Origin of the sequence: Dryocola clanedunensis subsp. sulfonylureivorans (genome assembly GCF_016756775.1) — a bacterium.
Taxonomy (GTDB): domain Bacteria; phylum Pseudomonadota; class Gammaproteobacteria; order Enterobacterales; family Enterobacteriaceae; genus Dryocola; species Dryocola clanedunensis.
The window spans coordinates 1-11,728 of record NZ_JAERMU010000006.1 but is presented as its reverse complement, the minus strand read 5'-3'; the positions used below and the strand labels follow the sequence as shown (position 1 = coordinate 11,728).

Genomic DNA, 11,728 nt, shown 5'->3' with positions numbered 1-11,728 from the left:
CTTTGATGTTAACCGAAAGCCCGCCCCGGGGTAAACCACACAAGGTGCACAAGGAAATTTTATCGCCCCAGGCGGCATCTGGTATGCTTAACAAACTGCAATTGTCGATAAAAAACATAAGGAGTCGGGATGAGCTCTCAATCCCAGCCAGGTAAGTCCCCGGAGCAGCTGCGCGCTATGGTTGCCGGAACGCTGGCCAATTTTCAACACCCAACCCTGAAGCACAATCTCACTACGCTCAAAGCCCTGCACCACGTCGCGATGCTTGACGACACGCTGCACGTTGAGCTGCTGATGCCGTTCGCCTGGCGCAGCGGCTTCGAAGCGCTGCAGGAGCAGTGCAGTTCGGATCTGCTGCGCATCACCGGTGCCAAAGCGGTGGACTGGAAGCTCAGCCACAACATCGCCACCTTAAAGCGCGTCAAAAATCATCCGGGCATCAGCGGCGTGAAGAACATTATTGCCATCAGCTCCGGCAAGGGCGGCGTCGGCAAGTCCAGCACGGCGGTTAACCTTGCCCTGGCGCTGGCCGCAGAAGGGGCGAAGGTCGGCATTCTGGATGCGGATATTTATGGCCCGTCGATCCCGACCATGCTGGGCGCGGAGCACGAACGTCCAACCTCGCCGGACGGCACGCACATGACGCCGATTACCGCACACGGGCTTGCCACTAACTCCATCGGTTATCTGGTGACAGACGAAAACGCCATGGTCTGGCGCGGCCCGATGGCCAGCAAGGCGCTGATGCAGATGCTGCAGGAAACCATGTGGCCGGATCTGGATTATCTGGTGCTGGATATGCCGCCGGGCACCGGCGACATCCAGCTGACGCTTGCGCAAAACATTCCTGTTACCGGTGCCGTGGTCGTTACCACGCCACAGGACATTGCGCTGATCGACGCCCGTAAAGGCATCGTGATGTTTGAGAAGGTGGACGTGCCGGTGTTGGGTATCGTCGAGAACATGAGCATGCACATTTGCAGCAACTGTGGACACCACGAGGCTATTTTCGGCACCGGCGGCGCGCAGAAGCTGGCGGAGCAGTATCACACTTCGCTGCTGGGCCAGATGCCGCTGCACATCACGCTGCGTGAAGATCTGGACGCGGGTACGCCAACCGTCGTCAGCCGCCCGGAGAGCGATTTCACGACAATTTATCGTGAACTGGCTGGCCGAGTCGCGGCACAGCTGTACTGGCAGGGTGAAGTTATCCCAGCCGATATCGCTTTTCGGGCCGTTTAATTGTTATAGCGGGTGAGTAATCTTACCCGCTCTATACACGCCCGGGCCTGGTAGGGTGGAAAAGCGATAGCGCCTTCCACCAATCAGGGATTTAAACAGCGTAGTTTTTGTTACAACGCCCGTGCTTCCCGATATACTGCCCGCTTTTCGAGAGTTTGAACGAGAGATTTTCCACCATGATGAACAACGACGTATTACGCAGCGTGCGCTACATGCTGAACCTGAACAATGACGACATGGTGAAAATTTTCGCCCTGACGGATACCACGGTCACCGCTGAGCAAATCGTGACCTGGACCAAAAAGGAAGAAGAAGAGAATTTCAAGCTCTGCCCGGACATTCTGATGGCTAACTTCTTAAACGGCCTGATCTACTTCCGTCGCGGTAAAGACGAAAGCCGTCCCGCGCCAAAACTTGAACGCAAGATGACCAACAACATCATCCTGAAAAAGCTGCGTATTGCCTTCGACCTGAAAAGCGACGACGTGCTGGAAATTCTGACCTCGCAGGAATTCCGCATCTCCATGCCGGAAATTACCGCGATGATGCGCGCGCCGGAACACAAAAACTTCCGCGAGTGCGGCGACCAGTTCCTGCGCTACTTCCTGCGCGGTTTGACAGCGCGAGTGCAGCCTAAGAAATAGTTGGCTGGTTTTGGTGGATGACGCTTTCGCTTATCCACCCTACAACAGCAGTTGACAACTATTCTTAACCCCGCGCTTCGTTCTTCCGTTTTACAATATCCGCCATGACCGCCAGCGCAATCTCCGCTGGCGTTTTGCTGCAAAGCTTCAGGCCGATGGGTGCCTGAATTCGCTTTAATTCTTCTCTGCTTAACTCCGCAATATTCTGCAACCGCTCCAGCCGCTTTGCGCTGTTCTTATGCGATCCCATGACGCCGATATAAAACGCAGGGGTATTCACCGCCTCCATCATCGTCAGGTCGTCCATGCGCGGGTCATGGGTCAGCGCCACAATGGCGGTATTGGCGTGGCAGTTTTGCTGCTCCAGATAGTTCGCCGGGAACTGTTTGAGAAGCGTAATGCCCGGCTTAAGCTGTCCGACAAAGTTTTCCAGCGCCTCAGGGCGGTTTTCACAGACCACGACCTCAAACCCCAGCGACTGGGCGAAGTCCGCGCAGTAGAGCGCCACGCTCGACAGGCCAGCGATAAGCAACCTCGGCGCGGCGGCAACATGAAGGGTGATCTCCTGTCCGTTAATCTCCACCTGAGTGACGTCCGCAAAATCGGTCACCTCCAGATGGCTACAGGATTGCCCGACATGCAGGCGTTTTTGCAGGGCGAAATGGCCGTTCAACGCTTCGAGCATCTTTGTCACGTAGCCGACGCTGCTGTCACCTGCCGGAAGATACTCCACCAGAATATCCAGCACGCCGCCACAGGGCAGTGCGATGCCGGGCGTCAGGCCGCCTTCACCGTATCGTACGATCTGGCTGGCAGCGCGGTATTCGCCAGCGCCGATGCGCTGTAAAAAATCGTCCTCGACGCAGCCTCCGGAGAGCGATCCGCAGAAACGGCCGTCCGCCGTTGCCACCATCAGCGCACCCGGTGAACGCGGGGAGGAGCCGTAGGTTCTGAGTACGGTACAAAGCCAGACTGGCTGCTGTGCCAGGAAGCTGAGAGTCTGGTTGAGCACGCTAATATCAAGATGTTGCATGGCATCATTACTCGCTGAGGGCAGTTAGTTGTGACGGAAGATCAATATCACGCAAAAAGTCTGAATCTTCTAATTCTATGAAATGTATTGCCTGGTCACGCAAAAGGTCGCGCGCACCGCTGTCGCCTTTTAGCTGACATAGCTTTTCGGCCCAGACGGATGAGAAGCCAACGGGATGACCTGGATGCCCACTCACGCGAGGGCGCACGAGCGAATGCTGCTCAAGCGCGCAGGCTATCTGTACGAAAACATCGGGGGGAACAAACGGCATGTCAGCAAGATGCACCAGCCAGCCGTGCCAGGCTGACGTGGCGGCGACACCTGTAGCAATGGATTCGCCAAGCCCGGCGCTTTCGAGAAGAGTAAAAGGTATCCGCTGAGCGATACAGCTTTGCTGCACCTGAGGGTTATCGGGGCGGGTGACAACATGCACCGCAAGATTGCTTGCACAGGCGTTGCGCAACGTTTGTTCGAACACGCTGCCATCGGCTAGCGAGGCATTGAGTTTGTGGCCGACACCACCTGCATGACTGAAGCGTTCACCGAGGCCCGCAGCGGCGATGAGAATGCCGGGTTTCATCTCACTTTCTCCGTATTTTATCGCGTTCGTTTTTGTTTTATTTATGGAAATGAGATGTTAATTCTCACACGATTTAACTTAAAAGCATATACTTATCATCACTACGAAGATGGACTTTCTACCCCCTTCGCCAGTTCACAATAAAGACAATAATAGTATTTAAGGGATGCTTTATGAGCAATTTCAATCCATCGCGGCGCCGCTTTATCACCGGCGCAGTGGTCGCAGGTGTGTCCGTCTATCTGGCACCCCTCTATAGCCGTGCCTATGCCGCGCTATTCGAAGAAAAAATCCTTCTCGCGCCCAACTGGGACGCGGAGAAAAAACGCATTCGCTTCAGAATTGATGGCCGTTCAAAAGTCATGGGGCATAAGGTTTTTGCCCGCGACATTCGCGCCGTTGATATGCCGCACTGGCCGCAAAAGCAGGCGCATGCCTTTATTATTCGTACTACCAAAGCCGATCGCCTGTTCACGGGAGTCGATCTCTCTTTACTGGGCAACGATCTGCAGCCGGACCGTCTGGTAACAGCAGAGGATCTGGCTCGTGACGGGCTGGCTTTCCCGGCGTTTTATGGCGACGACATGCTGCTGCCGTCGGGCAAAACGCCAGCCTATCTGGGCCAGGCCGTAGCCATCCTCATTTACCATGATTTTGCCCGCTTCCGCTTTGCCAAAGACAAGATCAAATTCAAAGAAGGCGTCGTGAAATACGGCGCAGAAACAGGCGTGCTTGAGCGTGACCCGTGGGGGACGTTCCGCTTTGTCCGTGTTGGCGGCGCAACCTCGCAGGATGACGACCAGTTCTCCAGCCTGAAAGACATGCCGATCTTCCCGGTGGCGATGAAAAAACACCTGCCGGTGTGGCCTGAAGGACGCGAAGGCGGCAAGCTGGACGAAGAGGGCATGCACTTCGCCGCGACGATTGCCGATGAGCTAAAAAGCCCGCCGGAAGACTGGCTGGTGCTCTCCCGTCGCTACACCACGCAATCCATAGATACCGCGGCTCTTGAACCGGATAACGCCAACGGCTGGTTCGACGAAGCCACGCAGACGCTGCATCTGGTGGTGCCAACGCAGTCGCCACAGGAAGTGGCCGACGAGCTGCCGCGCATGCTGGCAAAACGCACTCAGCCGGTAAAACAGCTGATTCTGCATCCTTGCTACACCGTGGGCTACGGCTCGAAAGATCACTACAACTTCCCTTATTACGGCGCGGTAGCGGCGATGTACGGCGACGGTCATCCTGTGCGCCTGGCGAACGACCGCTACGAGCAGTTCCAGACCTCCATCAAGCGCCACGCGTTCGACATGGACTACACCATTGGGGTGAACAAAAGCACCGGTATGATGCAGTCCTTCTACGGCGCGATGATCGCCAACGGCGGCGGGCGCAGCAACTTTACGCCATCCGTAGCGATGGTGGGGGCAACCGCCGCGCAGTCCATTTATTATTTCCCGAAAAGCGACCTCTCTGCGGTTGGCATCGCTTCCCGCGCGATTGACGCCGGTTCGGCACGCGGCTACGGCACGCTGCAAAGCATGGCCGCCACCGAGATGATGGTGGATGAAATTGCCGCCGAGCTGAAGCTCGATCCGATTGAGTTCCGCATGCGCAACGCGCTGAAGTCCGGGATGAAAAACACCCAGGGGGCAATCCCTGCGGGCGCAATTCGCGTGGATGAAGTGCTGGCGAAGGCGGCGAAGCATGAAATCTGGATCGATCGCGCAAAGCGTAAAGCGGAATTCGAAAGCAAAAACCCAGGCAAGCTTTACGGCGTGGGCTTCGGTTGCGTGCAGAAAGACTTCGGTACGGGCGCGGAAACTTCCTTTGCCCGCGTAGAGTTCAGCGAAGACGGGCAAATTACTTTGCATCACAGCGGGGCGGAAATGGGCACCGGGATGTCCACCTCACAGTCCGTTCTTTGCGCGCAGTGGCTGGGCAAACCTGCCGATCAATCGCATTTCTCCGTGACTGACTGGTCTACGCTGCCGATCGTCACCAGCGGTGACCCGTATATCATGTCCCAGGAAGAGCAGGACAAACTGGCCGCTAATCCGGCGTGGTCGCCATCCTACTGCTCACCGTCCAGCGCCAGTAACTCTGCATTCTACTTCTCTCACAGCACGCGTGAAGCGGCTCGTCTGGTGTTCGAACATGGCTTATGGCCTGCGGCAACGGCTATCTGGTCAACGGGTATTGGCGGTGGCCAGGCGGCTCCGCTGGTGGTGCGTATCGAAGATGCCCGTTGGGTGGAAGGTGGCCTGACCTGCGCCGGGATGGAAATTCTCAGCTTTGAGCGTCTGGCGAAGAAAGCCTACGAGCTGGGCCTGCTGACAGGGGCGGTGGTTCACGTCTTTAACCGCTGGCAGTGGGCGGAAGCAGATTTCACCATCGCGAACCAAAGCCGTCGCCTGCCGGTTGACGGGCTGTCCGTGCGCACGGGGAAAGGCGAGTTTGCCACGATCAATCGTGAACACGTGTACTACCCGCCAACGCAGCGTAACAACGCGTCGGTAACTTATTACAGTGCGGTTGGCACGCTGGTGGAAGTCGCGGTTGGCCGTGCTGACGGCAAAGTGGAAGTGCTTAACCACCACTCGATTATGGAGTGCGGCAACCTGATTGTACCGGAGCTGGTTTCCGGGCAGCTGCAGGGCGGCCTGGCCATGGGGATAGGCCATGCATTACACGAATATCTCCCATTGTATGAAGACGGGCCGGGTGACGGGACGTGGAACTTCAATCGTTATCACCTGCCGCGCGCAGCCGACGTTGCGGTCTGGCAGCAGACCGGCGACATCATGCCTGCGCTTTCGGAAACCGATCCGCCAAAAGGCATGGCTGAGGTCGTTATGATCCCGGTTGTCGCCGCGCTGGTTAACGCCATCGCCGACGCCACCGGCCACCGTTTCCGTGATTTGCCCGTCCGTGCTGAAAATATTCGTGAGGTATTACCATGAGCATCAAAACCAGGCCGCTAACCCTGACCCTGAACAACAAGCAGTACGGCCCGCTGGACGTGCCGGAAGGGCTGATGATGATCGACTTCCTGCACGAATACGTTCACATGACGGGCTCCCGTCTGGGCTGCGGGCAGGGCATCTGCCACGCCTGCGTGGCGATTGTCGATAACCCAAGCGGCACCAGCGAAGAAGTGCGTACGTGCATCACCGGCGCGCATTTCTTCAACGGTAAAAAAGTGCGTACCGTTGAAGGTATCGCGAAAGTGGACGAGCAGGGCGGAGTCGTTGAACTGTCCGCCATCCAGCAGGCGTTTCTTGACCACTACAGCTTCCAGTGCGGCTACTGCACGCCGGGCTTTGTGAATGCGGCAACCATCTTTGTTGAACAGCTTAAGCGCCAGCCGATTGCCCGCGAAGATCTGGAAGGGGCTATCTCCAAAGCGCTGGAAAATCACATCTGCCGCTGTACGGGCTATGTGCGCTACTACGAAGCGGTGCGCGACGTGGTGCTGAAAACGCCGGGGCTGCTGAAGGAGACGGTGAAATGAAAAAGCGTCTCGCGCTAATCGTGCTGGCGATAATCATTATTATCGTCGCCGTGCTCTACTGGCGGGAATACCGCACCTGGGACGGCCCGGTACAGAAAGTCACCGCCAGCAAAGAGCAAATCGAACGGGGTAACTACCTGACCAAAGCCGCGGACTGTGCGGCCTGCCACACGGCATCGGGCGGTGCGCCGCTGGCCGGGGGCTATCCGCTGGAATCGCCGTACGGCACGATTTACGGCAGCAACATTACACCGTCTGCCGACTACGGCATTGGCCGCTGGACGAAAGACGATTTCTACAAAGCGCTGACCGACGGCGTGGCGCCGGGCGGACGCCATCTGTTCCCGGCGATGCCTTACACCTCCTACAAGGGCATTTCGCGGCAGGATTCAGATGATATGTACGCGTATCTGATGACGCGCCCGGCGGTGGACGTAGCCATTCCTGATAACGACATGGCCTTCCCGTTCAACCAGCGCGTCGCGCTGATTGGCTGGAATATTCTGTTCCACAGCAAAGATCCGCTGCCGGCGATTTCAGAAGGCGATTCCGCCGACTGGCACCGTGGCCGCTATCTGGCGGACGTGCTGGGCCACTGCGGTGAGTGTCACACCGAACGTGGCCTGCTGGGCCAGATGAAGCTGGATAAGGCGATGCAGGGCGGGCCGCTGGGGCGCTTTATGGCACCGGACATCACGCCGAAAGCCATGGCGCAGCGCGGCTGGACGCAGGGCGACGTGAAGCAGTTCCTGGCGACGGGTCTTGCGCCGCAGGGTAGCGCGTTCAGCGAAATGCATATGGTGGTGGATCTCAGCACGCAGCATCTGACGAAAGAAGATCAGCACGCGATGGCGACCTACCTGATGGGCGAGCAGCCACCGGCAGCCGCTGCGGCGAAGCTCGGCCAGGGTAATGACGCAGGGCGCATGACGTATCTGGACCAGTGTGCAGGCTGCCACGCCCGTGAAGGCGAGGGTAAACCGCACGTCGCAGTGCCGATGCTGAACAACGCCACGCTGCGCCAGCCGGATGCGAAAAACCTGATTGTGTCAGTGATGGATGGTCTGCCTGCGCAAAACTTCCCGAACGGCGAAAGTATGCAGAGCATGCCGGGCTTCGGCGATCGTCTTAACGACGAGCAGATTGCCGAGCTGGTGAACTATCTGCGGGTGACCTGGGGTGGCTTACCGGGGGATGTGACCGCCGAACAGGTGAAGGCTTTGCGCCCTGAGAAGTAACTAAAACCGGCGGATGACGCTACGCTTATCCGCCCTACCACAATGCAAACGTAGGGTGGATAAGCGAAGCGTCATCCACCTTATTTTTTTACTGGCAGGCCTTCATTTCAGCGTTGGTCAAATCCGCACGAGAACAGTCCAGATCACGACCCGACGGGCCTTTCACCGCCTGCTCGTCTTCCAGCAGGATCTCACCGTGGGCGCGGTTTTTACCCGTCCAGCTTACAGACGCGTTACCGTCCGGCATTACCGCGATAGACAGCACCACGCCCTGACCGCGTGCTTCGTAAAAGTTGTCATTTATTTTCTTCAGCTTCATCTCTTTGCCGTTCAAATAGACCGGGCCGTTCTGGTCGATATGCACGTCACCCGGTGCGCCTTTGCCGTTGAACAGCGGCAGCGCAGCGCTGGCCGAAAATGCAACGAAGCCCAGTACCAATACCATCGTTTTCAGTTTGCTCATCATTAACTCTCTTATTTTAAGATTCCCATTACTCACGCCAGGTGAATATATGAAATGGAATATTTATAGGGCGAGATAATGCGGCCGTCCGTCACCCGTCACGTTGACTTAAATCAAATTGGTGAATGTGTTTTGAGGGGAAATATTCTTAATAACTATAGCTTGCGGCAAAGGACTTTCGAGCGGTTTGTAAACTCTTGCATTCGAAGGTGCCACTGGCTTATTCCACCAGCGGCAAGCCTGACTACTCCTCGGTGACAATCTTCGTTGGTTGCTCAAGGACCATGGTTTGCGTCTGGCTGAGATTAATGTCCGCCGCGCGCAGCATCTTAAGGATTTCATACAGCAGGTCGCTGCGCGTGCCGCTGACCATGCGTGGGCTGTTCACATAGCCGGTTACGCTTAGCACAATCCCGTTCGGCCCTAACTCCTTGAAGCTTACCGATGGCTCAGGGTGCTCCAGAATAGACTCATGCAGCTTGTAAGCCTCAAGCAGTAAGTTACGCACCTGTTCCGGGTCGATATCCAGCGGGAAGGTCAGCGCGATGGTCGCGACACCCTGTGCGTTGCCCATCGTGGCGTTGCGCACGTTTTGCGAGATAAGCTGAGAGTTAGGGACAATCACCGTCGATTTATCGCTGAGCTGAATTTCAGTGGCGCGGACGTTAATGCGACGAATATCGCCCTCCACTCCGCTGATGCTGACCAGGTCACCGACTTTTACCGGACGTTCGGTCAGCAGGATCAGGCCGGAAATAAAGTTCTTCACGATCTCCTGTAAGCCAAAACCGATACCTACCGACAGGGCGCTGACTATCCATGCCAGCTTGTTCCACTCGATGCCCAGCATCGACAGCGTGAGCATAATAATCAGCACGTAGCCGACGTTGGTGAACAGCGTCACCAGCGATGCGCGCATGCCGCGGTCCATGGTCGTTTTGGGCAGGAAATCTTTATCCAGCCAGCGGCGGGTGGAACGCAAAATGTACCAGCCGATCACCAGGAACAGCACGGCATTCACCGCATGCGCGGGAATAATGTTCATGCCTTCGAGGCCTTTTCCGCCCCACATATCGGCAATTTTACTCAGCAGCTCCAGCGGCGTGGTGGCCCCCAGCGTACCGTTGAGCAGCGCAAAGGCGGCCAGCAGCAGTAGGGTCGCCTTACCCAAAGCGGAACAGAGGGTAGAAGCCAGCGACAGGTGACGGTCATTGACGCTAAGGGTACTTTTTAAGATCGTGCCGCTCTGGGTCGAAGGTGAAAAAATGCTTTCCGACAGATCCACCACAAAGTGAATCAGCAGATAGAGCACGCTGAGCACAATCCCGACCCACAGCAGCTCAAAAGTGACAAAACGCGCCAACGGGATATAGCCGATCAGCAGCGACAGCAGGATGATAAACGCGGTGAGGCTGATGATCAGATGAATCAGCCCGGCAAGCGTAGAGCGAACCTCCGTCTGCTCGCCATCGGCGCGCATCTTGCGACGCATGCGGTTAACGCGGATTGGCGCAATAATGCAAATCAGCGCCACCAGCAGCGCGGAGAGGCCGTTGCCAAACAGCGTTGCGTCGATGCTCGCGCTGACCAGCGCGTTCAGCTCTTCAATTGAGCCAAAGATAAAGATGGAACCGGCCAGCAGAACGGGGAAGGAGGCCAGTGACTTTGCCAGCCGATCGGCCATGCCCGGCAGCCGCCATGTAGGGTGTCGGTTGGAGAGCAGGGCGATGCCGACGCCGGCAATCACCGCCGAAACATAGGTCAGCTGAATAAGTTGGTCGGCAAACTCTGCCACCATCTGCGAGGTGTCCGGCAGCCGCGTGAAGATATAACACAGCAGCTGCATGCTGATGCCCAGCGTGAAAGTCGTGCTCAGCGTGGTAAAGCAGGCCAGGAAGCTGCGGCGTAATCGCCCCTGCGGCAGCCAGCGCGGCAGTATCCAGTTGACGGGGAAATCGAGAATGCGACGCCCGAGCGTACCAATGCCAATGGCCAGCAGCAGGAGTAAGCCCGAGCCAAATCGCCACTCTTCAGCCCATGCCTGATGCCAGGCGTTGTCGATCTGCGCGCCAAAATCCGTGAAACGCTCCGCATCTCTGTCGCTGGGGTCGATAAGCGGCGACCAGAATTTCGCGCCCAGAATGCTGCCGGTGTTCAGCGCAATTTGCGTTTTCAGCGCGTCACGGCGCAGGCCGGAGATTTGCGCAGAAAGGTTTTGCGCCCCTACGCCAATGGCCTTCGTCTGTTCAATCTGGGTTGTAAGCAGCGTTTTACTGTTGTTGAGCTGTTTGCGCTGGCTGACCACCTGCGGCGTTTCTTTCAGCGTAGCCGGCGCGGGAGCGGGGCCAAGGACATCCAGCTGGGCTTTGATCTGCGCCAGCTGCGGGGCCAGCGCGGTAGCCAGTTTATCTGCATCCGCGACAAGTTTTTGCGCATCTTCGTTCAGGCTGGAGAACTGCTTATCGACCTTCGCCGTGGAGGCACGCTGTTTAAGCGAGTCCAGCCGCTTTTGTAAGGCAGGAAGCTCGATGCTGGCATTCACCTTGACCGGTTGCTCGCTCGTCGTTTGCCCGGAGTTTTCATCCGCTATTGAGAGTGCGGGCATGAAAAGTAAGCAGGAGAGCAGGGCCAGTATAAACGGCAGCCTTAAAAATTTTGACATAGAGGAATGTACCCGGGAAATCGTAAATGAATCGGTCAACGACAACCGCTTAAGAATACCTGTTATTTACGATATGAATAGTTCTGTTTGTCTGACCACGCGGAGAGGGGAAAGAACCAGGGAAGGAAAGAAACCCTGCGGCAGGCGCCGCAGGGTTGATAGCTTACGGTGTAACGATGTTGAACCAGAACTCGAACTTGTCCATATAACCAAGCACTTCATCCAGTTTGCCAGCGTCGCCGGTGATTTTCAGGTCACCTTTGTCTTTGGCCTGCTGCAAGGTCTCTTCTTTCAGCACAATACGGTTGAGTGTATCGCGGGAAAGGTTGATGGTTGCATCAGCGTCTTTCGC

General features: G+C 56.8%; 10 protein-coding genes. 5 read left to right on the top strand and 5 right to left on the bottom strand.

Annotated elements, in window-relative coordinates:
- Window positions 1-129: 129 nt before the first annotated feature.
- Window positions 130-1,242: an iron-sulfur cluster carrier protein ApbC gene (gene apbC / locus HYQ67_RS07280; protein ID WP_202302852.1), complete on the top strand. Its 1,113-nt coding sequence runs from the start codon at window positions 130-132 to the stop codon at window positions 1,240-1,242.
- A 176-nt stretch (window positions 1,243-1,418) separates the two neighbouring features.
- Window positions 1,419-1,886: a YehS family protein gene (locus HYQ67_RS07275; protein WP_202302851.1), complete on the top strand. Its 468-nt coding sequence runs from the start codon at window positions 1,419-1,421 to the stop codon at window positions 1,884-1,886.
- A 64-nt stretch (window positions 1,887-1,950) separates the two neighbouring features.
- On the opposite strand, the gene HYQ67_RS07270 is transcribed toward HYQ67_RS07275, so the two are convergent.
- On the bottom strand, window positions 1,951-2,919 hold the full coding sequence (locus HYQ67_RS07270) for an XdhC family protein (protein WP_202302850.1): 969 nt from the start codon (window positions 2,917-2,919) through the stop codon (window positions 1,951-1,953).
- Between the two features lie 7 nt (window positions 2,920-2,926).
- On the bottom strand, window positions 2,927-3,499 hold the full coding sequence (locus HYQ67_RS07265; protein WP_202302849.1) for a nucleotidyltransferase family protein: 573 nt from the start codon (window positions 3,497-3,499) through the stop codon (window positions 2,927-2,929).
- A gap of 173 nt (window positions 3,500-3,672) precedes the next feature.
- On the opposite strand from HYQ67_RS07265, the gene HYQ67_RS07260 reads away from it, so the two are divergent.
- The 3 genes from HYQ67_RS07260 to HYQ67_RS07250 are packed head-to-tail and all read left to right on the top strand — an operon-like array spanning window position 3,673 to window position 8,251.
- The gene (locus HYQ67_RS07260) at window positions 3,673-6,462 is read left to right on the top strand and encodes a xanthine dehydrogenase family protein molybdopterin-binding subunit (RefSeq protein ID WP_202302848.1); all 2,790 of its coding nucleotides are present in this window, start codon (window positions 3,673-3,675) and stop codon (window positions 6,460-6,462) included.
- A complete protein-coding gene (locus HYQ67_RS07255; RefSeq protein ID WP_202302847.1) occupies window positions 6,459-7,013 on the top strand; it encodes a (2Fe-2S)-binding protein in 555 nt (184 codons plus the stop codon). Before HYQ67_RS07260 ends, HYQ67_RS07255 begins: the two co-directional genes overlap by 4 nt.
- A complete protein-coding gene (locus tag HYQ67_RS07250; protein WP_202302846.1) occupies window positions 7,010-8,251 on the top strand; it encodes a cytochrome c in 1,242 nt (413 codons plus the stop codon). Before HYQ67_RS07255 ends, HYQ67_RS07250 begins: the two co-directional genes overlap by 4 nt.
- A gap of 88 nt (window positions 8,252-8,339) precedes the next feature.
- Here the strand turns inward: HYQ67_RS07250 and HYQ67_RS07245 are convergent, their stop codons facing one another.
- From HYQ67_RS07245 to HYQ67_RS07235, 3 genes are all read right to left on the bottom strand, one after another.
- Window positions 8,340-8,717: a hypothetical protein gene (locus HYQ67_RS07245; RefSeq protein WP_202302845.1), complete on the bottom strand. Its 378-nt coding sequence runs from the start codon at window positions 8,715-8,717 to the stop codon at window positions 8,340-8,342.
- Window positions 8,718-8,958: 241 nt separating this feature from the next.
- Window positions 8,959-11,376, bottom strand: coding sequence for a DUF3772 domain-containing protein (locus tag HYQ67_RS07240; RefSeq protein WP_202302844.1), 2,418 nt, complete (start codon window positions 11,374-11,376; stop codon window positions 8,959-8,961).
- 163 nt (window positions 11,377-11,539) lie between these two features.
- On the bottom strand, window positions 11,540-11,728 hold a 189-nt coding region (locus HYQ67_RS07235), incomplete at its 5' end, for an alkyl sulfatase C-terminal domain-containing protein (protein ID WP_202302843.1).

Bases quoted from the DNA above. Each gene is read 5' to 3' on its own strand.
- apbC (WP_202302852.1), top strand. From the start codon at position 130: ATGAGCTCTCAATCCCAGCCAGGTAAGTCCCCGGAGCAGCTGCGCGCT.
- HYQ67_RS07275 (WP_202302851.1), top strand. From the start codon at position 1,419: ATGATGAACAACGACGTATTACGCAGCGTGCGCTACATGCTGAACCTG.
- HYQ67_RS07270 (WP_202302850.1), bottom strand. From the start codon at position 2,919: ATGCAACATCTTGATATTAGCGTGCTCAACCAGACTCTCAGCTTCCTG.
- HYQ67_RS07265 (WP_202302849.1), bottom strand. From the start codon at position 3,499: ATGAAACCCGGCATTCTCATCGCCGCTGCGGGCCTCGGTGAACGCTTC.
- HYQ67_RS07260 (WP_202302848.1), top strand. From the start codon at position 3,673: ATGAGCAATTTCAATCCATCGCGGCGCCGCTTTATCACCGGCGCAGTG.
- HYQ67_RS07255 (WP_202302847.1), top strand. From the start codon at position 6,459: ATGAGCATCAAAACCAGGCCGCTAACCCTGACCCTGAACAACAAGCAG.
- HYQ67_RS07250 (WP_202302846.1), top strand. From the start codon at position 7,010: ATGAAAAAGCGTCTCGCGCTAATCGTGCTGGCGATAATCATTATTATC.
- HYQ67_RS07245 (WP_202302845.1), bottom strand. From the start codon at position 8,717: ATGATGAGCAAACTGAAAACGATGGTATTGGTACTGGGCTTCGTTGCA.
- HYQ67_RS07240 (WP_202302844.1), bottom strand. From the start codon at position 11,376: ATGTCAAAATTTTTAAGGCTGCCGTTTATACTGGCCCTGCTCTCCTGC.